The sequence below is a fragment of the Allobosea robiniae genome, assembly GCF_900102525.1.
GTDB classification, from domain to species: Bacteria; Pseudomonadota; Alphaproteobacteria; order Rhizobiales; family Beijerinckiaceae; genus Allobosea; species Allobosea robiniae.
Genome location: NZ_FNBZ01000013.1, coordinates 35,084 through 54,790, shown reverse-complemented (window position 1 = coordinate 54,790; position 19,707 = coordinate 35,084). Strand labels below are relative to the sequence as shown.

Genomic DNA, 19,707 nt, shown 5'->3' with positions numbered 1-19,707 from the left:
GGTAGCTCGTCAGGCTCATAACCTGAAGGTCGTCAGTTCAAATCTGGCCCCCGCAACCAAACATAAAAGCCCCGTCGCAATCGCGACGGGGCTTTCGTGTTCTCAGAGCAAACAGCGAAATCCGCGCCAGGTCGCCGTGGAATTCGTGGATTTGAAGCGTGACTTCGCTGATTCCGAGCTCGGCCAATCGCGGAAGAGCGGCACCTTCGTGGTCGATTGCCGAAGGGCGAGAAAGCGATACGCCTTCTCCAGCCACCGACGAGACAGACTTTGGCCATGTCCTGCGCCGAGACGGTGCTAGCCGTTTCAACGTTCCATTTGACTCCTGCTCTGTTTGAATCAACACTTAAGCAAATGCTACAGTATCGTCCCGAAGCGTTCGACCTTGCCTTCCAGGCCCTGTCCGATCCCGGACGCCGCGCGATGGTCGAGCGCCTGAGCATAGGCCCTGCCTCGGTGAGCGAGCTGGCCAAGCCGCTTCCAATGACCTTGTCGGCGGTCGTCCAGCACTTGAAGCTGCTGGAAGAGGCCGGGCTGGTGAAGAGCGAGAAGATTGGCCGCGTGCGCATCTGCGCACTGGAGGTCGAAACGATGACGCAGATCGAAGGCTGGATCGCCGAGCGCAAGCGCTTCTGGGAACGGCAATACGATCAACTGGAGGCCAATTTGGCCCGGACCGCCCCCGAGGAGAATGACCAATGACCGTCACCAACGCTACATTCACGATAGAGCGGGTACTGAATGCTTCCCCGGCACGGGTCTTCGCAGCCTATTCCAGCCTTGAGGCCAAGAGCGCCTGGTTCAAGGCGCCGACCGCCATCGAAACCCTGAACCGGGACTTCGACTTCCGCGTCGGCGGTAAGGAACGGTTCCATGCTCGCTGGCCCAGCGGCATGGTCACCGACTTCCAGGCCACCTACCACGATATCGTGGAGAACGAACGGATCATCCTCGTCTACGACATGTTCCACAATGGCGATAAGCTGTCGGTATCGCTTCTGACGCTCGAATTGAGGGGCGAGGGTGACAGGACCCGGCTGATCCACACCGAACAGGGCTCATATCTGACTGGTGACGAAGAGGCGGTGAAGAGCCGCGAGCATGGCACGACCTGGCATATCGATAATCTGACCGCGGTCCTCGAGGCCCAGGAAGCCAGGACCTTCGCATGACCGTCGAACTCTTCGCCCATCCGTTCTCGTCGTACTGCCAGAAGGCGCTCATCGCCTTCTACGAGAATGACGTGCCGTTCACCTATCGGATGCTGGAGGACCCTGGCGTTAGCGAGGAGCTCGCCTCGCTGTGGCCAATGAAGCGCTTCCCGATCCTGCGCGAGAACGGGAGCGTTGTGCTGGAGGCCTCCATAGTCATCGAATACCTCCACGTCCATCACCCGGGGCCGGTGAAGCTGATCCCCGCAGATTCCGATCTCGCCCTCGAGGCGCGGATGCTCGACCGCTTCTTCGACAACTATGTCATGACACCTCAGGGCAAGTTCGTATTCGACGCCCTGCGCCCGGCCGAAAGCCGCGATCCTTACGGTGTCGAGGACGCACGCAAGATGCTCGGCACCAGCTATGCCTGGCTGGACCAGCGCATGCAGGGTCGCACCTGGGCAGTGGGCGAGACCTTCACACTTGCGGACTGCGCTGCTGCGCCCGCACTGTTCTATGCTGACTGGACGCATCGAATTCCCGAGCAATACAGGAACCTGACCGCCTATCGCGCGCGTCTGCTGCGGCGACCGTCCTTCGCCCGAGCGGTGGATGAGGCGCGGCGCTTCCGCCACTACTTTCCGCTGGGCGCACCTGACCGGGATTAGACAAGCGCAGCTTCATGATCACCAGAGCTTGCCGCGGTGCGCTACCGCCCGCGTCAACCTATCACGCCGACCCGCTGCGGCAGGAAATCGCCGCGAAGGGCGCGCTCGCCGAAACAGCTGCGCAGTCAGGTCCCGCAGAACGTCGCCAGCACACGCTCATGGGCGGCGGGCGGCAGCGCGTAGTGCTCGCGGCCGGGCTGCCTGTCATAGGGCCTGGACAATACGGCGTGGAGCTCTTCGAAGGGCGCGAAATCCTGCCGCTCGACAGCGGCCTCGATCACGGCTTCGACCCGATGATTGCGGGGGATAAAGAGCGGATTGACGCGGCGCATCGCATGCTGCCGAACCTCGTCCGGCCTGTCTTCCTTCGACAGGCGCTCGCGCCAGCGGCCTTCCCAACCGTCGAAGGCAGCCGGGTTGCCGAACAGGTCGCGGCAGGCGCGCCCGTCCTCCAGCGGGGAGGCATCCTCGCTCAGCCGGCGAAACACCAGGGTGAAATCCGCCTGCCCAAGCTGCATCGTCTCGAGCAGCGACCGGATGAGCGCGATATCCTCGGGGTCTTCGCTGGCGAGACCGAGCTTTCGGCGGAAGCCGGCGATCATGTCCACTTGAATCTGCCGATCGAAATCGTCGAGCGCATCCTGCGCGAGCGCCACGGCCTTGTCCTGATCATCGGCGAGGAGTGGAAGCAGCGCCTCGGCGAGACGCGTCAGGTTCCAGCGTGCGATCGGAGGTTGGTTGGCATAGGCATAGCGTCCCTGCTCGTCGATCGAGCTGAAGACGGTCGCCGGATCGTAGGCATCCATGAAGGCGCAGGGGCCGTAATCGATGGTTTCGCCGGCCACCGACATGTTGTCCGTATTCATCACGCCATGGATGAAGCCGATCAGCATCCAGCGGGCGACAAGTCCGGCCTGGGCGGCGATGATGGCCTTCAGCAGCGCGAGATATGGGTCCTCGCGGCCCGACAGATCGGGATAGTGTCGCGCGATGACGTGGTCCGCGAGCAGGCGCAACGCCTCGATGTCGCCGCGCGCCGCGAAATATTGAAAGGTGCCGATCCTGATATGGCTGGAGGCGACGCGGGTCAGGATGGCGCCCGGCAGAAGCGTCTCCCGCCGCACGGTTTCGCCGGTCATGACCGCCGCGAGCGCCCGGGTCGTGGGCACGTCCAGAGCGGCCATGGCTTCGCTGAGGATATACTCGCGCAGCACCGGCCCCAGCGCGGCGCGGCCGTCTCCCCGGCGCGAGAACGGGGTCTGTCCTGCGCCCTTGAGCTGGATGTCGCGGCGCCGGCCGTGGCGATCCACGATCTCCCCGAGCAGGATGGCGCGCCCGTCGCCGAGTTGGGGGCTGAAACCGCCGAACTGGTGCCCTGCATAGGCTGTCGCGATCGGATGCGCCCCGTCGATCAGGCTGTTGCCTGCCAGCATCGCGAGGCCCGCAGGGCTTTTCAGCCAGTCCGGATCGAGGCCGAGTTCGGACGCCAGCGGCGCGTTCAGGCGAATGAGCCGGGGCTCTGCCACGGCGGTCGGATTCACCGCCGCGTAGAAGCGCTCGGGCAGGCGGGCATAGGAGTTGTCGAACTGAACCGTCATCCATCGTAGATATGGGCGATCAGCCGGCGCGCAACAACACCGCGATCGTTGCGGCGGGTGCGGTTTGAATGAGGCTCCCGACAAGGTCTGCGCCAGGGCGCCGGCCTGTGTGTCCGTTGCCACCGTGCCATGCGCGATTGACAACGGAAACCAGGATATTTCAAACTTAAAATATCGAGATCGCTGAGGGGCGACGTCATGCGGGTCATCATTGTCGGCGGCGGTATCGGCGGATTGACGCTGGCCTTGATGCTTCATGCCCGCGGCGTTGGCGCGACCGTCTACGAGCAGTCCAGCGAGATCCGCGAGGTCGGCGTCGGGATCAACACCTTGCCGCATGCCATTCGCGAGCTCGCCGATCTCGGCTTGCTGCCCGTGCTCGACGAGGCCGGCATCCGCACGCGTGAACTGCACTACATGAACCGCTTCGGGCAGACGGTCTGGAGCGAGCCGCGGGGCCTGCATGCGGGCGCGCCGGTGCCGCAATTCTCGATCCATCGCGGCCGGCTCCAGTGCGTCATTCGCGATGCGGTGGTCGAGCGGCTGGGCGAGGATGCGATCCGGACCGGCCGCCGGCTGCAAGGCTTCATCCAGGATGAAGGCGGCGTCACCGCGCATTTCAGCGATACGCGCTTCGGCGAGGCCGGCGAGACCGCGCGCGGCGACATCCTGGTCGGGGCCGACGGCATCCATTCCGCCGTTCGCGGGCACTACTTCCCGAACCAGGGGCCGCCGCGCTGGCAGGGCGTACAGATGTGGCGCGGCGCCTGCGACTGGCCCGTCTTCCTCGATGGCGAGAGCATGATCATCGCCGGCGGCATGGCCGGAAAGCTGGTGCTCTACCCGATCGGCAAGGGGCGGACGCCGCAGACGCGCCTGACCAACTGGGTCGTCAATATCCGCACAGGCGATCCTGAAAAGCCGCCGCCGAAGGAGGCCTGGTCGAAGCCCGGCCGCCTTGAAGACGTGCTGCCCTTCGCGCGGCGTTTCAGCGTGCCCGAGGTCGATATCCTCGCGATGGTCCGGGCGACCTCGACCTTCTGGGAGTACCCGATGTGCGACCGCGACCCGCTGCCGCGCTGGACCCATGGCCGCGTCACGCTGCTCGGGGATGCGGCACATCCGATGTACCCGGTCGGCTCCAACGGCGCCTCGCAAGCGGTGCTCGACGCGCGCTGCCTCGCCGACTGGCTGGCGAAGGCCGAGCATCCGCGCCAGGCGCTGGCGGCCTATGAAGCCGAGCGCCTGCCGGCGACGGCGGAGGTCGTGGCGATGAACCGGGTCGGCGGGCCGGAGCGGGTGATCGACGCGGTGGAGGCTCTGGCGCCGCAAGGCTTCGAGCATATCGATCAGGTCCTCGACCACACTGCACGCGAACAGATCGTCAAGGGCTATGCCGGCAAGGCCGGTTTCTCGGCCGAGCAGCTGGCGCGGAAGAAGGGTTAGGCGTCATGGTCGGGCTTGACCCGACCATCTCTGAAACCAGAGCCTTCTCGTCTTGAGATTCTCGGGTCGGAGCTTTGCTTCGCCCGAGAATGACGCGCGCCGTGCGCGTCCGTCCTCACCCCGCGTCGGGCGGAGGTGGCAGGAAGTCGACCTCGTGCTTGGCCGCGAGTGCGACGACATCGGCCGGCTTCTGCTCGGCCATCGAATGCAGGCCCCAGAACAGATCGTAGAGCCGTGCCGTCGGCGAAACCCAGAACAGGCACTTCACCGTTGCGTCGCTCTTGTTGAACAGGCCGTGCGGGATGTTGCGGGGCAGGCGGATCAGGTCGCCGGCGGTGGCGAAGCTCTCCTTGCCGTCGAGCAGGAGGTCGAGCCGTCCCTCCAGCATGTAGATGAACTCCTCCTGCGTCGTGTGGATATGCGGCGGCACGAAGGTTCCGGGCGGCAAGGTCGCGTGCCAGGAGAAGCTCTCCTCGGTCAGGGTCTTCGGCACATAGGTCTGGCCGAGGATGCTCCAGGAGATGCCCTCGAGGCCTTCATTGGCGCGCGTCACGCCGGCTGTCAGCGGGTTCATGGGTCTTGGCTCTCCTCATCTGCCGGCATGCAGGCCGGAGGGTTGTTGGCAGGATCTGCTAGAAGTGCAGGAAGCGGTCCTTCACGGCGCTGTCGCTGCGCAGTTCGGCGCTGGAGCCGCGCCAGACGACGCGGCCCTTCTCCAGCACGATATGGCGATCGGCGATCCGAACGAGAGCATCGACATTCTTGTCGATGACGAGGATCGACTCGCCCTCCGCCTTCAGGGCCGTCAGACAGTTCCAGATTTCCTCGCGGATCAGGGGGGCAAGCCCCTCGGTCGCCTCGTCGAGGATGATCAGCTTCGGATTGGTCATCAGCGCCCGGCCGATCGCCAGCATCTGCTGCTCGCCACCGGAAAGCTGGTTGCCGCGGTTCTCACGCCGCTCCCTGAGACGCGGGAAGAAGGCGTAGATCCGTTCGAGGTCCCAGCGCTTCTTGCCGGAGCGATCGGCCGCGGTCGCGATCAGGTTCTCCTCGACCGAGAGTGTCGGGAAGATCTGGCGGCCTTCCGGTACCAGCCCGATCCCGGCCTGCGCGATGCGGAAGGGCGCGGCGCCGGTCAGGTCGCGACCGCCGAAGGCGATGCGCCCGGCCTTTGCCGGCAGCAGACCCATGATCGCGCGCACCGTCGTGGTCTTGCCCATGCCGTTGCGGCCGAGCAGCGTCACGACCTCGCCTTCGCCGACGGCAAGATCGACCCCGAACAGGATCTGCGCCTCGCCATAGCCGGCATCGAGCCCTTCGACGCTGAGCATCGCTAGCCCTCCTCGCCGAGATAGGCCTGCCGCACGGCCGGGTCGGCCCGGACCGCTGCCGGCGCGCCTGAGGCGATGACGCCACCATAGACCAGCACGGTGACGCGGTCGGCCAGCGCGAAGACGGCGCTCATATCGTGCTCGACCAGCAGCATGGCGAAGCGGCCCTTGAGGCTGTTCAGGAGCCCGATCAGGCGCTCGCCCTCCTCATGGCCGACGCCGGCGAGAGGTTCGTCGAGCAGGATGAGCTTGGGCTGAAGCGTCAGCGCCATCGCGATCTCCAGCGCGCGCTTTTCGCCATGCGAGAGGCTGCCGGCCGGGGCATGCGCTCGCTCCGCCAGCCCGACCGCTTCGAGCGCTTCCCAGGCGGGGGTGTTGAGCGCCTCGTCGCTGGCAGCGTCGCGGAAGAGCGAGAGCGGATGGGCGCTGTGCGCCTGCACACCGAGGGCGACATTCTCAAGCGCCGAGAGCGAGGGGATGGTCGAGGTGATCTGGAAAGTGCGAGCAAGGCCCGCTCGTGCCCGCGCCTGCGGCGACAGGCGGGTGATGTCCTGCCCGCCGAACAGGATCGCGCCGGCATCCGGCTTCAGCGTCCCGGAGATCTGATGGACCAGCGTGGTCTTGCCGGCGCCGTTGGGGCCGATCAGCGCGTGGAGCTCGCCCGGTGCGATGGAGAGGTCGACCCCGTTTGTGACCTTGAGCGCGCCGAACGACTTGGCGAGCCCTTTCAATGCGAGCGCCGGCTCAGCCATCGCGGCGCCCCCTGAGCTTCGCGACAAGGCCGGCGATGCCGCCATGGGTGAACAGCACGAAGAGCACGATCAATGGCCCGAAGATGATCTTCCAGTTATGCGTCAGCGACGAGAGCACGTCCTCGGTGACGAGGAAGGCAAGCGCGCCGAGGATCGCACCATAGAGCGAGCCGACGCCGCCGAGCACGACCATGAAGATCAGCTCACCCGAGCGCGGCCAGGACATATAGGCGGGGCTGACGAAATCGGTCTGGTTGGCGAGCAGGAAGCCGGCGAGCCCCGCCATCATGCCGCTGATCACATAGGCGCCGAGCCGGACATGGTTGACGTCGTAGCCGGTGATGGTGACGCGCACGGCATTTTCACGCGCCGCCCGCAGCACCCGGCCGAAGCGCGAGGCGACGAGCCGCCGCGCCAGTCCGTAGCAGAAGGCCAGCGTGCCGAGCGCGATGTAATAGAAGCCGGTGCGGTTGCCGAAGATCTCGTGCCCGAGCAGCGTGCTCTTCTCGTAGAGGGTCAGGCCGTCATCGCCGCCATAGGCTGAGAGCGCCTGCGCAAAATAGAATGCCATCTGGCCGAAGGCCAGGGTGATCATGATGAAGGCGACGCCGCGCGTCCGCAGGGAGACATAGCCGGTGACAGTCGCGAAGACGGCGCAGGCGAGGAGGATGACCGGCAGCGCGACAAGAAGCTCGGTCTGGCCTTCGGTGATCAGGATGCCCGCGCCATAGGCGCCGATGCCGACGAAGGCGGCGTGGCCGAAGGAGATCAGCCCGCCGATCCCGAGGACGAGGTCGAGCGACAGCGCGGCGATGGCGAAGATCATCGCCCGCGTCACCAGTGTCAGCCAATGCCCGGGCAGGCCGAGCATGGAACCAAGCGGCAACAGGGCGAGCAGAATGAAAATGACGAGCGGCGCAAGCCGGCGCACTGTGGGCGCCACAGGCCGCGTAGTTGCGGCGGAATTCGCGGGCGCGCTCGCCATGCTCACGAGCGCCCCTTGGCCGGGAGCAGGCCTTCGGGCCGGACGAACAGCACCGCCGCCATGACGAGGTAGATCAGCATCGAGGAGAGCGCTGCGCCGGTCGCGCGGGCCGAAGCAGGCGCCATGAACAGCCGGAGCAGGTCGTTCATCGAGGAGCGGCCGAGCGTGTCGACGAGGCCGACGATCAGCGCGCCCACGAAGGCGCCGCGGATCGAGCCGATGCCGCCGACGACGATGACGACGAAGGCGAGGATCAGGACGGTATCGCCCATGCCGGGCTCGACCGAGAGGATCGGCGCGGCCATCGCCCCGGCGAAGCCGGCGAGCATGGTGCCGAAGGCGAAGACGATCATGAACAGCTTGCGGATATCGACCCCGAGCGCCGAGACCATCGGCGCATTCGAGGCGCCGGCCCTGAGCAGCATGCCGGTGCGGGTCTTCTCGACCACGAACCAGAGCAGCGCGCCGACACCGAGGCCGGCCCCGATCAGCGCGAAGCGATAGACGGGGTAGAGAATGCCGTCCATCAATCGGACATTGCCGGAGAGGAATTCCGGCACCGGCACCGAAAGCGGTGCGGCGCCCCAGATCATCTTCACCGCCTGGTTGAGCAGCAGAATCAGCCCGAAGGTCGCCAGCACCTGGTCGAGATGGTCGCGTTCGTAGAGATGCCGGAAGACCAGGAATTCGAGGGCGAGGCCGAGCAGCAAGGCGGCCGCGAGCGCGAGCACGAGCCCCAGCAGAAAGGAGCCGGTCAGGCTGACGAAGGTCACGGCGAGATAGGCGCCCAGCATGTACTGGACGCCATGGGCCAGGTTGATGAAGTCCATGACACCGAAGACCAGCGTCAGCCCGGCCGCAACCAGGAACAGCAGGACGCCAAACTGGAGCCCGTTGAGGAGCTGGACGATCAGGAGGCTGAGGGTCATTGCGCGGTCCTAGGTCAGGGCCGGTCACAGGACGTCATGCTCGGGCTTGACCCGAGCATCTCGTGACGAAGAGATCCCCGGGTCGAAGCTTCGCTTCGCCCGAGGATGACGCTTCGCGTCACTTCAGCGCGCAATCCTTGGCGTGCGGATCGGCGTAGTCCGAAAACACCTTCTGCGCGATTTCGGTCTGGAACTTGCCGTCGGCGCGCTTGGCGACCTTGACGAGGTAGAAGTCCTGGATCGGATAGCCGTTGGTGTTGAACTTGAACTTGCCGCGCAGCGAGGTGAAGTCGGCCTTCTTGATGGCGTCGCGCAGCTTGTCGGGGTTGCCGGTGCCGCCCGCCGCCTTCACGGCGGAGTCGATCAGCATCGCCGCGTCGTAGGATTGCTGGGCATAGGAGCCGGGCACGATCTTGTAGGCTGCCTCATAGGCTTTGACGAAATCCTTCGTCTGCGCGTTGTCCATGTTGGGCGCCCAGGTCATGCCGCCATAGAGGCCGACCGCGGCGTCCTGCTGGGCCGGCAGGGTCGATTCATCGACCGTGAAGGCGGAGAGGAACGGGATCTTGCCCTGCAGCCCGGCCTGCGACCACTGCTTGACGAAATTGACGCCGAGCCCGCCGGGCAGGAAGGCGAAGACGACATCGGGCTTGGACGAGGCGATCTTGGCGAGGTCGGCCGAGAAATCCATCGCGTTCAGCGGCGCATAGACCTCGTCGACGATCTCGCCCTTGAAGTAGCGCTTGAAGCCGGCGAGCGAGTCCTTACCCGCCTGGTAGTTCGGCGCGATGATATAGGCCTTCTTGTAGTTCTGGTCCTGCGCGTATTTGCCGAGAACCTCGTGCACCTGATCGTTCTGGTAGGAGGTGACGAAGAAGTTCTTGTTGCAGGCCTTGCCGGCCATGGTCGAGGGGCCGGCATTCGGGCTGATCAGGAAGGCGCCGGAATCGAGCACAGGCTTGGCGATGGCGCCGAGGATGTTGGAGAAGACCGGGCCGACGACGAAGGCCGGCTTCTCGCTCTCGACGAACGAGCGCACGCGCTCGACCGCGACATCGGGCTTCAGCTCGTCGTCGATCACGGTGATCTTGACCGGCACGCCGCCGAGCTTGCCGCCATTCTTGTCGACAGCGAGCTGGAAGCCGTCGCGGACCTGCTGGCCGAGCGAGGCGGCCGGACCGGTCAGGACGCTGACCACGCCGATCTTGATCGGCTCCTGCGCCTGGGCCGAAGCGATGGATAGCGCCAGCGCGCCGCAACCAAGTGCCAGACCGAACCTGAGTGTCGTCATCGATGTCCTCCCGGACGAAGTTGAAGCGCGGCCCCGTTCCCTTGGATTTCTGTGGCGCGCGCAGGCCATAATGTTTCAAGCTTAAAATATCTGCAAGTCGCAGTTTACGGAAATTTCGCGAGGTCTCCAAGGCGGATGGTGCGGCTTTGCACGCCAGCCGCCCGCAGCGCCGGCGCGGCTTCCCGGAAAGCGCGGTGTGCTGTTCAATGACGGCGCCGTGACGGATATCGAAAGTCGGTTGCCATGATCCTGGTCTGTGGGGAAGCGCTGGTCGACCTGTTCGCCGGTGCGGGCGAGGGCAGCGAGATGCCGGCGCGGATCGTGGCCGGCGGCTCGCCCTTCAATGTCGCGATCGGCCTGGCCCGGCTCGGTATCGAGGCTTCCTTTCTCGGCGGTGTCTCGCGCGACGGCTTCGGCTCGCTGCTTGCCGATCGTCTCGCGCGGGAAGGCGTCGATAGCCGCCATCTCGTCCGGACGGAGCGGCTCACCACCATTTCGGTCGTGGCGACCGGCAAGGACGGCCATCCCAGCTATTCCTTCCATGGCGAAGGGACGGCCGACCGCTCGCTCACCCCTGCCGACCTGCCGCAGGCGCTGCCGGCCGCGGTCCGCGCGCTGACCTTCGGCTCCTACACGATGGCGGTCGAGCCTGTCGGATCGGCCTTCGCGGCGTTGGCCGAGCGGGAACGCGGCCGGCGCGTCATCAGCGTCGACCCCAATCTGCGCCCCACCGTGATCGGCGACATGTCCGGCTGGCATCGGGCGGCAGAGCGCTTCTATCGGACGGCGACGGTAATCAAGGCGAGCGACGAGGATATCCGCATCGCCTGGGACGGGCAGCTCAGCATGGCCGAGGCTGCTGCCTATTGGCTCGGTCTCGGCGCACGGCTCGTTGTCGTCACGCAGGGCGGGCAGGGCGCCACGGCTTTTTCCGCGGCCGGGCAGGTTTCCGTGCCGGGCCACGCGGTTGCCGTGCAGGACACCGTCGGTGCGGGCGATACCTTCCACGCCGCGCTGCTCGCGCGGCTTTCGCAGACCGGCCGGCTCAGCCCCGAGGCGATCGCGGTGCTCGACCGCGAGGCCCTGGCTGGTCTCCTCGCCTATGCCGCCGCGGCTGCGGCGATCACGGTCACGCGTCGCGGCGCTGACCTCCCGACTGCCGCGGAAGTCGAGGCCATGGGGATTCGGTCGCGCTAGGAAAGGCCGGCGCAGTTTTATCAGATTCAGGCTTCGCGCCGTAGCGCCAGGGCGACGCCGCCGATGGTCAGCACGATCGCGATCAGTTCCCGCGCTCCGAGCGTTTCGCCGAGCAGGGGGACGGCGGTCAGCGTTCCCACCACCGGCACGATCAGCATGCTGGTCGCGGCGACCGCGGTTGGCAGCCGCTTGAGCGCGCCGAACCAGGTGAGGTAGCAGAGCGCCATCGGGCCGACGGCCATGTAGACCAGGCCCAGTGCTCCCTGCGTGGAAAGCGACGTGATCTGCGGCTGCTCCAGCATGAGGCTCAGGGCCACCATCGGCAGGCAGCCGAGGGCGACCTGCCAGGCGGCGACAGCCGGGCCAGGCATGGCGAGGGGTTTCCGCGCCTTGACCGTGCCGAGTGCGAACAGCACCGCCGCCGCAAAGGCGAACAGCACGCCGGGAAGCTTGGCCGCCGAGAAGTCGGGCCCGCCCATCAGAACGACCATGCCGGTAATGCTCAGGCCCAGCGCCACCAGGCTGCGCCGCGTCGGACGCGCTCCGAGCAAGGGCCAGGCGAGCATCATCGCCCAGATCGGCATGGAGTAGGCGATCAAGGCGCCCTCGGAGACCTTGAGCCAGTTCAGCGCCAGCGCGGTGAAGCCCATCCAGGCGAAGACGTTGATCGACGCCGCGACCAGGAGAGGCGCACGGGCGCCCTTTGGTACGGCAAGGCTGTCGCCGCGAGCCATTGCCAGCAGTGCGAGGCAGAGCGCCCCCAGCAGGCCGGCTGTGCCTCGCGCGAACAGCGGCGGCCAGTCCTGCAGGACGAATTTCAGCACGGTCCAGTTGAGGCCCCAGCCGAAGGCCGTCACGAGCAGCAGGGCTTTGCCGACCGCCTGGCTGGTCGGCACGGAGGCGGAGCCTGTCACGGTCATGGCACGGCGCCTTACGAGCGGTGCCCAGCCTTCAGCGCCTGGTCGAGATCGGCATAGAGGTCATCGACATCCTCGATGCCGGTCGAGAGGCGCAGGAGGTCGGTCGGGCAGGGCGAGCCGGCACCCTCGATCGAAGCGCGGTGCTCGATCAGGCTTTCGACGCCACCGAGCGAGGTCGCCCGCTTGTACAGTTCGACATGGGCCGCTGTGCCGATCGCCGCCGCCTCGCCGCCGGTGACCTGCACCGAGAGCATGAAGCCGAAGCCATTCTCCATCTGCCGCGCCGCGATGTCGTGGCCGGGATGCTGTGGCAGGCCGGGATAGAGTACGCGCGCGACTAGCGGATGGGCCGAGAGACGCTGCGCCAGCGCCATCGCGGACGCGGCCTGGCGCTCCTGCCGGACGTGCAGGGTGCGCATGCCGCGCATCAGGAGATAGGCCTCGAACGGGCCGAGAATGCCGCCCTGACCCTTGCGGACCGTCTTGACCCGATTCCAGAATTCGTCGTCCTCGCGGGCGCAGAGCGCGCCGGCGACGACGTCGGAATGGCCGTTCAGCACCTTGGTCGCCGCATGCATGACGATATCGGCGCCGAGCGTCAGCGGGCGGGTGTGGACCGGCGAGGCGCAGGTCGAGTCGACGGCGAGCTTGGCACCGGCCGCATGGGCGATCTCAGCCGCGCCGGCGATGTCCGTGATGGTCCAGAGCGGGTTCGACGGCGTCTCGATCCAGACTAGCTTGGTCGCGCCCGGCTTGACCGCGGCCTTCAGCGCGGCGAGGTCGTCGGTCTCGACGAAATCGACCTTGATGCCCCAGCGCGTCGCCTCGTTGAGCAGCCAGGCGCGCAGCGCCCAGTACATCACCTTGGAGGCGACGACATGGTCGCCGGGCGAGAGCGCCTGGAAGACGGCGGTCGCCGCCGCCATGCCCGAGCCGAACAGCAGCGCGCCGGCCTTGGCCTCTTCCAGCATGGCGAGCACGGCCTGCGCTTCATGCACCGTCTCGTTATCTGGCCGGCCATAGATGAAGCCGGTCGAATAGCCGTTATCCTCGTCCCGGATATAGGTCGTCGAGATATGGATCGGCGGCACGACGCCCTTGGTGGTCGGGTCGATCTTGCCCATGGCCTGCGCGGCAAGGCTTCTCTTGGTCCACTTCGTCGCAGTCATGATCCGTCTTCCGGTTTCGTCGCCGCCGATAGGGTCGGCATATGGATCAGATCATGCAGTCAGGCGCTTGGCGATAGTCGCCTATTTTTGCTATCCGGTAGCGAATTTCGCCGATCATGAAGGTTTCGATGGCCAAAACAGTCGATCTCGACTCGTTCGATTACGCCCTCCTGAAAGAGATGCAGGCTGATAACCAGACGCCGGCGCGGGTGCTGGCCGAGCGTGTGGGCTTGTCCCAGAGCGCGGTCCTGCGGCGCTTGAGGCGCCTGCGGGCGGAAAAGGTCATCACCGCGGACGTCTCGATTGTCAGCCCGGAGATCATGGGCGTGCCGGTGACGGTGCATGTCACTGTCTCGATCATCCAGGGCTCGCGGACCTATGGCGATTTCGCCCGCAAGCTCCAGGCACGGCCCGAGGTGAAGCACGCCTCCTATGTGACGGGCGACGCCGATTTCGTGCTGCATCTGCAGGTCGAGAGCATGGCCGCCTACGCCGCCTTCACGCGGGAGGTCTTCCATGACGATCCCAATGTCGCGGAATACCACAGCTATATCGCGATGCGCGAAGTCGTCGGGCGGGGCGCGCTATAGCGCCCTGCACTGGGCGATGTGGACGCGCGCCTCGGCTGTGGCTATCGGCTAGGCCATAGCGCACGGTGAGCGGCAGGAAGAGCTGCTCTCGTCCTTCTCCTCCCGAGGGTATCGTCCGATGAAGCGTGAAGAAGCCCTGGAAACCGCCGCCGACTTGCCGTCGAAAGCGTGGCTCAGGGAGATCCTCATCCCGGCCTGGATCGCTCGCGCCGTCCGGCCCGGCCGCGCCGGTTTTGTCGAGATGTTCGATCCGGCCGAACCCGCGCGCGATCTTGGCCCGCTCAGGACGACGCTCGTCACGGCCCGGCTGACCTATGTCTTCAGCCATGCCCATTTGCTCGACCCGCAGAGCGAGGCGCTCGCCGCTGCCCGCCACGGCTTCGCCTTCCTGCGCGATGTCTGTCGGGAGGGTGGGACGGGGCGCTTCCTGCACTCCGTCCGCGAGGACGGCACGCCGGTCGATGCCCGGACCGATCTCTACGACCTCGCCTTCGTCCTGTTCGCCATGGCCTGGTACTACCGCGCGACACACGACGATCAGGCGCTCGCGATAGCCGACGAAGTGATCGGCTTCATCGAAAGCGAGATGGTGCATCCGCTGGGCGGTTTCGCCGAGGATACGGTGGGCACGCTGCCGCGCCGGCAGAACCCGCATATGCACCTGCTCGAGGCCTTCCATGCGCTGGCAGAGGCGACAGGCGAGAAGCGCTGGCTCGATCATGCCAGCGCGATCGTCCGGCTCGCGCGCGAGCATCTGGTCGATACGGAGACCGGCACGCTCGGCGAGTATTTCACCGATGACTGGAAGCCGGCTCCCGGCGCGGCTGGCCTGGTCTGCGAACCCGGCCATCATTTCGAATGGACCTGGCTGCTGCTGCATCACTGGCGCCTGACGGGAGACACGCAAGCTCGGGATCTGGCGGAGAGGCTCTATGGCTTCGCGATCCGGCATGGCCTCGACGATGGCTCGGCAGGTCCGCTCGCTGCCTTCGACGTTTTCGATCGCACCGGCAAGGTCACCGCCTCGACCAAGCTGCTCTGGCCGCAGACCGAAGCGATCAAGGCCTTCCTCGCCCGGATCGAGTTCCTGGACGACGCTGATGCGGCCGAGCGCCTCGACAGGCATCTCGCCAGCCTGTTCCGCTGCTTCGTCGCGCCCGAAACGGGGCTCTGGTTCAACCAGTTGGCCAAGGACGGAGCGCCCACCCAGACCGTGATCCCGGTGCGGGTGCTCTATCATCTCGTGCTCGCTCTGGCAGAGTGGGAGCGCGTCCGCGGCTAGCCTGCTGCCCGCTCCCCGATATGGACGCAGGCAGCCTCGGTGCCCGCATCGCCCCTGGCGAGCGGAAAACGCTTATCGGCGCAGACCGCGATCCGCTCCGGGCAGCGTGTCACGAACGGGCAGCCGACCGGCGGCGAGAGCGGGCTCGGCAGGTCGCCGCTCAGGATAATCTTCTCGCGGTTGCGCTGGGCACGCGGGTCCGGCAGCGGGATCGCCGAGAGCAGCGCCTTCGTATAGGGGTGCTGCGGCTTGTCGAAGATCGCATCGACCGGGCCCTGCTCGGCCACAGTGCCGAGATAGAGCACCATCGCCTCGTCGGCGATGTGCCGAACGACCGAGAGGTCATGCGAGATGAAAAGATAGGACAGGCCGAGATCGCGCTGCAATTCGAGCAGCAGGTTGAGCACCTGCGAGCGGATCGAGACGTCGAGCGCCGAAACCGGCTCGTCGAGCACGAGCAGGCGCGGTGACAGGGCGAGCGCCCGGGCGATGACGACGCGCTGGCGCTGCCCGCCCGAAAGTGCGCTCGGCAGGCGTTCGGCCAGAGCGGCGGGCAGGCCGACGCGATCCAGCAATTCAGCGACGCGGGCCTTGCGGTCGGCGCGGCTGCGCCCGGCGATGGCGAGCGGCTCGCTGATGCTGTCCGCGATCGTCATCTTGGGGTCGAGCGCCGAGGACGGGTCCTGGAAGACGATCTGGATATCCTGCGCCAGCGCCGCCCGCTCGCGTCCCTTGAGCGCGGTGATGTCGCGCCCGTCGAAGCGGATCGTGCCGGACGTCGCCCGCTCCAGCCCCACCACGGCATAGGCGGTGGTCGACTTGCCGCAGCCGGATTCGCCGACGAGCGCCAGCGTCCGGCCGGCCTGGAGGTCGAGCGAGATGCCGTCGACCGCCTTGACCACGCCGCCCGGCGTACTGACGCCGCCGCGCAGCGGGAAATGCACCTTGAGGTCGCGTACCTCTAGCAACGGCTCGCTCATGCCATCGCCTCCAGCCGGTCGACATGCCAGCAGGCGGCGCGATGGGAAGCGCCCACCGCGACGGCCGGCGGAACCTGCTCGCAGGCCTCGTCGGCGAGCGGGCAGCGCGTCCGGAAGCGGCAGCCTTCGGGCCAGGCGCCGGCCGGCGGCACCATGCCCTCGATCGTACGCAGCACCGTCTTCCTGATGCCGTCGAGCTTCGGGATCGTGCCCAGCAGCAGGCGGGTATAGGGATGGCTCGGTTCGGCGAAGATGGCATCGACCGGGCCGCTCTCGACGATCCGTCCGCCATACATCACGCAGACATCGTCGGCGAGATCGGCGACCACGCCCATGTCATGGGTGATCAGCACGATAGCACTGCCGACCTCGTCGCGCAGGCGGCGCATCAGGTCGAGGATCTGTGCCTGGATGGTGACGTCGAGCGCCGTGGTCGGCTCGTCGGCGATCAGCAGCGAGGGCCGGCAGATCAGGGCCGAGGCGATCATGATGCGCTGGCACATGCCGCCGGAGAGCTCAAACGGGTATTGCCGGGCGCGCCTGGCGGGATCGGGAATGCCGACGCGTGCCATGATCGCGATGGCCTCCTCGCGCGCGGCCGCGCGCGACAGGCCGCGATGCAGGAGCAATGCTTCCTCGACCTGCTCGCCGACCCGCATCAGCGGATTGAGTGATGCAACCGGCTCCTGGAAGATGATCGCGGCATCGTTGCCGCGCACCTCCGATAGCTCCACTTCGGAAAGCCTCGTCAACTCGCGCCCGCCGAGCCGGATCGAGCCGGCGGATACCCGCGCGGCGTTCGGCAAAAGGCCGAGCACGGACAGCGCCGTCAGGCTCTTGCCGCAGCCGGATTCGCCGACGATCGCCAGGATGCGGCCGGTCTCGACGCCGAGCGAGACGCCGTCGACGATGCGGTTGCCGTCGATCTCGATCGTGAGGCCCTCGATCGCCAGCATCGGGTTGGCGCGCTCGCTCATGCCGAGGCTGCTGCGACCGCGGCCCAGGGGCTGGTCGGATGGGCCATGCCCAGGAAGCCGCCATCCTCCGCCCGCATCACGGCCGAGGGCACCGAGAAATTCACGGGATAGAGCGTGTCCTCGACGATCTCGACGGGGAAGGCCCCGGCGATCCGCGCCGCCACGTCCGGCTCCGCCCGGGCATCGACCTTGATCCGCGGCGTAGAGGCGTCAATGCGCGGTCGGTGAAACACGTCTTCGAGCGAGAGCCCGAAATCGGCTATGCCGGAGATCATTTGTAGCAATGTCGGGAAGATCGTGCGGCCGCCGGCGGCGCCGATCGCGAGCCAGGGCTTTCCGCCGCGACTCAGCACCAGCGGGCACATATTGGCCAGCGGCTTGACACCCGGAGCCATGCTGTTGGGTTGGCCGGGGCGCGGGTCGAACCACATCATGCCGTTATTCATGATGATGCCGGCCCGCGGCAACGCCACCCGCGAGCCGAAGCGCGAGAGCAGCGTGTTGGTCAGCGAGACCATGTTGCCGTCACGGTCGACGACGCTGACATGCGAGGTGCAGCCCGCCTGCGGCGTCGCGGCATGGCCCATGCTGTTGAGCCTCACCGCATAGGCTTCGCGGATCGCCGTGGCATAGGTCAGCGCCGCATCGGCCTGCGAGCTGGCCTGTTCGAGGCCGCGCGCTTCCACGCGCCGTGCTGCGTCGAAGAAGGTCGGGCCGCCGCTGAGGCCGGGAATGGCGGCGATGTCGAGATCGCGATAGCGCCCGGTCAGGGCCGGCGACCACATCGCCTGGTAGCTGGCGAGATCGTCAGTGCGGATCGCGGAGCCACCGGCTTCAAGGTCACCAGCGATCAGCTGCGCGGCTTCGCCCTCGTAGAAGTCGCGGGCGCCGGCCTTGGCCAATCGCTTCAACAGCGCTGCCTTCGCCGTCATCGGCTTGAAGCGGCGGGTATCGGCACCGGCCTTCGGCGGCTGGCCATTGTCGAGCAGGAGCGCCGAGATCGCAGGATCGCGCGACAGGCCGGCGACCTCGACCGCGATGCAAAGCGCTGCGTACCAGTCGATCTCCAGCCCGCGCTCGGCATGCTCGATCGCCGGCTGCAGCGCCTCGCTCCAGGAGATCGTGCCATAGCGCTCCAGCGCGGCGGCGAACCCGGCGATGGCGCCGGGCACGCAGATCGCGCTGTAGCCGGCCACATTGCGCTCGCCGACGACGGCCGGCCAGGCGAACCAGTTGCCCGAGCCCGCATCGGTCAGCGGGTAGTCCGCCGGCTTGAGCCCGCGCGGCGAGCGCACGTTGAAATCGAGCGTGTCGAGCGCGCCGGTCCGGCCATCGGCATGGATCAGGAAGCCGCCGCCGCCCACGCCGGACAGCCAGGGCTCGACGATGCTCAGCACCAGCGCCGTGACGATGGCCGCATCCATCGCATTGCCGCCGCGTGCGAGCACGGCGGCGCCGGCCTCGGCCGCGTGGCGGTTCTGCGCGGCGACGAGCCCGTGCGGCGAGCAGACGGCCGGGCGGCGGATGCTGAATGTCTGCATCAGGCTTTGGCCCGGAAGCGCAAGGGTGCGCTCGGCTGCGGCAACCGCATCGGCACGCTGAAGCGCTGCGCATTGGCGCTTGCCGCGTGATGCGCCGCGAGCTCGCCGACCGTCGCGATCCAGACGCCGGGCGAGGCCGTCACCACGTCGAGCAGCTTTTCCAGCATGCGCACGCGCCCGGCGCGGCCTGAGATCCAGTCATGGACGGTGAGCATCATCATCCGCCCCTCGCGATGCAGCACCTCCCATTCGTCCAGCCAGGCATCGAGGATGCCGTTCTGGGCCGAAGGCGGGGCGCGGTCCTGCGCGCTGCCGGTGAAGCGGAAATAGACGGCATCATCGACGGCCCAGAGCACCGGGACCTGCGTGACACCGTCGATGGTGTAGGGATGGTCGAAGCCCATCAGCGAGGAATCATAGAGCCCGCGCCGCTTCACCTCCTCCAGCATGAAGGGTGTCATCTCCCAGGCCGGCGAGCGGAAGCCTTTCGGCACGATGCCGGCCTGGCTCTTGAACAGCGCGAGTGATTCATCCATCGCGCGGGCGAATTCCTCCGGCCCGGCTTCGGTCGCGAGCTCATGGAAATAGCCGTGCAGGCCGATCTCGTGGCCGCGTTCGACGAAGGCCGGCAGCAGCTCCGGATGGTTCTTCGCGATCAGCCCCGGCACGAAGAGCGTCGCCTTGATGCCGTAGCGATCGAGCAGGTCGAGCAGGCGCCAGATGCCGACGCGCGGGCCGAACAGCCTTTGCTCGATCTGCCCGAGTGCGACCGGCGCGCCTTCCGGCAGGCTCCATTGATAGGGGCTTTCCGCATCGACATCGATGGTGAAGCAGAAGGCGCTCGATTTGCCCTCAGGCCATTCATAGGCGGGGCGGGCGGCGTTCGGGGCGGTCATG

20 protein-coding genes are annotated in these 19,707 nt (G+C 66.9%); 7 read left to right on the top strand and 13 right to left on the bottom strand.

Annotated elements, in window-relative coordinates; all coding sequences use genetic code 11:
* Positions 1-276 precede the first annotated feature (276 nt).
* The 3 genes from BLQ70_RS24545 to BLQ70_RS24535 are packed head-to-tail and all read left to right on the top strand — an operon-like array spanning position 277 to position 1,822.
* The gene (locus BLQ70_RS24545) at positions 277-702 is read left to right on the top strand and encodes an ArsR/SmtB family transcription factor (RefSeq protein ID WP_342028498.1); all 426 of its coding nucleotides are present in this window, start codon (positions 277-279) and stop codon (positions 700-702) included.
* A complete protein-coding gene (locus tag BLQ70_RS24540) occupies positions 699-1,172 on the top strand; it encodes an SRPBCC family protein (protein ID WP_091862739.1) in 474 nt (157 codons plus the stop codon). Before BLQ70_RS24545 ends, BLQ70_RS24540 begins: the two co-directional genes overlap by 4 nt.
* Positions 1,169-1,822, top strand: a complete 654-nt coding sequence (locus tag BLQ70_RS24535; protein WP_091862736.1) for a glutathione S-transferase family protein — start codon at positions 1,169-1,171, stop codon at positions 1,820-1,822. The genes BLQ70_RS24540 and BLQ70_RS24535 overlap by 4 nt, the downstream gene beginning before the upstream one ends.
* A 125-nt stretch (positions 1,823-1,947) precedes the next feature.
* On the opposite strand, the gene BLQ70_RS24530 is transcribed toward BLQ70_RS24535, so the two are convergent.
* Entirely contained in the window at positions 1,948-3,420 is a 1,473-nt protein-coding gene (locus BLQ70_RS24530) for a protein adenylyltransferase SelO (protein WP_091862733.1), read from the bottom strand.
* A gap of 198 nt (positions 3,421-3,618) precedes the next feature.
* On the opposite strand from BLQ70_RS24530, the gene BLQ70_RS24525 reads away from it, so the two are divergent.
* Complete coding sequence (locus BLQ70_RS24525) at positions 3,619-4,866, top strand: flavin-dependent oxidoreductase (RefSeq protein WP_091862729.1); 1,248 nt, start codon at positions 3,619-3,621, stop codon at positions 4,864-4,866.
* A gap of 115 nt (positions 4,867-4,981) precedes the next feature.
* On the opposite strand, the gene BLQ70_RS24520 is transcribed toward BLQ70_RS24525, so the two are convergent.
* The 6 genes from BLQ70_RS24520 to BLQ70_RS24495 form a co-directional block, all read right to left on the bottom strand.
* Positions 4,982-5,440 (bottom strand): cupin domain-containing protein, encoded by a 459-nt coding sequence (locus tag BLQ70_RS24520; RefSeq protein ID WP_061966591.1) that lies wholly within the window; start codon positions 5,438-5,440, stop codon positions 4,982-4,984.
* 58 nt (positions 5,441-5,498) lie between these two features.
* Positions 5,499-6,197, bottom strand: coding sequence for an ABC transporter ATP-binding protein (locus BLQ70_RS24515; RefSeq protein ID WP_091862726.1), 699 nt, complete (start codon positions 6,195-6,197; stop codon positions 5,499-5,501).
* Between the two features lie 2 nt (positions 6,198-6,199).
* Positions 6,200-6,949, bottom strand: coding sequence for an ABC transporter ATP-binding protein (locus BLQ70_RS24510; protein WP_091862723.1), 750 nt, complete (start codon positions 6,947-6,949; stop codon positions 6,200-6,202).
* Positions 6,942-7,934, bottom strand: a complete 993-nt coding sequence (locus BLQ70_RS24505; RefSeq protein ID WP_091862720.1) for a branched-chain amino acid ABC transporter permease — start codon at positions 7,932-7,934, stop codon at positions 6,942-6,944. The genes BLQ70_RS24510 and BLQ70_RS24505 overlap by 8 nt, the downstream gene beginning before the upstream one ends.
* Before the next feature lie 2 nt (positions 7,935-7,936).
* Positions 7,937-8,863 carry a branched-chain amino acid ABC transporter permease gene (locus tag BLQ70_RS24500; RefSeq protein WP_091862717.1) on the bottom strand — a complete coding sequence of 309 codons (927 nt, stop codon included), beginning with the start codon at positions 8,861-8,863 and terminating at the stop codon, positions 7,937-7,939.
* Between the two features lie 118 nt (positions 8,864-8,981).
* Complete coding sequence (locus tag BLQ70_RS24495; RefSeq protein ID WP_091862714.1) at positions 8,982-10,154, bottom strand: ABC transporter substrate-binding protein; 1,173 nt, start codon at positions 10,152-10,154, stop codon at positions 8,982-8,984.
* Positions 10,155-10,397: 243 nt separating this feature from the next.
* On the opposite strand from BLQ70_RS24495, the gene BLQ70_RS24490 reads away from it, so the two are divergent.
* A complete protein-coding gene (locus BLQ70_RS24490) occupies positions 10,398-11,351 on the top strand; it encodes a carbohydrate kinase family protein (protein ID WP_091862710.1) in 954 nt (317 codons plus the stop codon).
* Positions 11,352-11,377: 26 nt separating this feature from the next.
* On the opposite strand, the gene BLQ70_RS24485 is transcribed toward BLQ70_RS24490, so the two are convergent.
* Together BLQ70_RS24485 and BLQ70_RS24480 are read right to left on the bottom strand one after the other, a co-directional pair.
* A complete protein-coding gene (locus BLQ70_RS24485; RefSeq protein ID WP_091862707.1) occupies positions 11,378-12,271 on the bottom strand; it encodes a DMT family transporter in 894 nt (297 codons plus the stop codon).
* An 11-nt stretch (positions 12,272-12,282) separates the two neighbouring features.
* Positions 12,283-13,440, bottom strand: a complete 1,158-nt coding sequence (locus BLQ70_RS24480; protein WP_091862704.1) for a trans-sulfuration enzyme family protein — start codon at positions 13,438-13,440, stop codon at positions 12,283-12,285.
* A gap of 128 nt (positions 13,441-13,568) precedes the next feature.
* Between BLQ70_RS24480 and BLQ70_RS24475 the strand changes: the two genes are divergently transcribed.
* Both BLQ70_RS24475 and BLQ70_RS24470 read left to right on the top strand, forming a co-directional pair.
* Positions 13,569-14,030: an Lrp/AsnC family transcriptional regulator gene (locus BLQ70_RS24475; protein ID WP_091862748.1), complete on the top strand. Its 462-nt coding sequence runs from the start codon at positions 13,569-13,571 to the stop codon at positions 14,028-14,030.
* A 118-nt stretch (positions 14,031-14,148) separates the two neighbouring features.
* Positions 14,149-15,312 carry an AGE family epimerase/isomerase gene (locus BLQ70_RS24470; protein ID WP_091862701.1) on the top strand — a complete coding sequence of 388 codons (1,164 nt, stop codon included), beginning with the start codon at positions 14,149-14,151 and terminating at the stop codon, positions 15,310-15,312.
* Here the strand turns inward: BLQ70_RS24470 and BLQ70_RS24465 are convergent.
* The 4 genes from BLQ70_RS24465 to BLQ70_RS24450 are packed head-to-tail and all read right to left on the bottom strand — an operon-like array spanning position 15,309 to position 19,706.
* Positions 15,309-16,292 (bottom strand): ABC transporter ATP-binding protein, encoded by a 984-nt coding sequence (locus BLQ70_RS24465; protein WP_091862698.1) that lies wholly within the window; start codon positions 16,290-16,292, stop codon positions 15,309-15,311. The genes BLQ70_RS24470 and BLQ70_RS24465 overlap by 4 nt on opposite strands.
* Positions 16,289-17,269, bottom strand: a complete 981-nt coding sequence (locus BLQ70_RS24460) for an ABC transporter ATP-binding protein (RefSeq protein WP_091862694.1) — start codon at positions 17,267-17,269, stop codon at positions 16,289-16,291. The genes BLQ70_RS24465 and BLQ70_RS24460 overlap by 4 nt, the downstream gene beginning before the upstream one ends.
* Complete coding sequence (locus BLQ70_RS24455) at positions 17,266-18,810, bottom strand: gamma-glutamyltransferase (protein WP_091862691.1); 1,545 nt, start codon at positions 18,808-18,810, stop codon at positions 17,266-17,268. Before BLQ70_RS24455 ends, BLQ70_RS24460 begins: the two co-directional genes overlap by 4 nt.
* On the bottom strand, positions 18,810-19,706 hold the full coding sequence (locus BLQ70_RS24450; protein ID WP_091862689.1) for a polysaccharide deacetylase family protein: 897 nt from the start codon (positions 19,704-19,706) through the stop codon (positions 18,810-18,812). Before BLQ70_RS24450 ends, BLQ70_RS24455 begins: the two co-directional genes overlap by 1 nt.
* Between the last annotated feature and the right edge of the window lies 1 nt (position 19,707).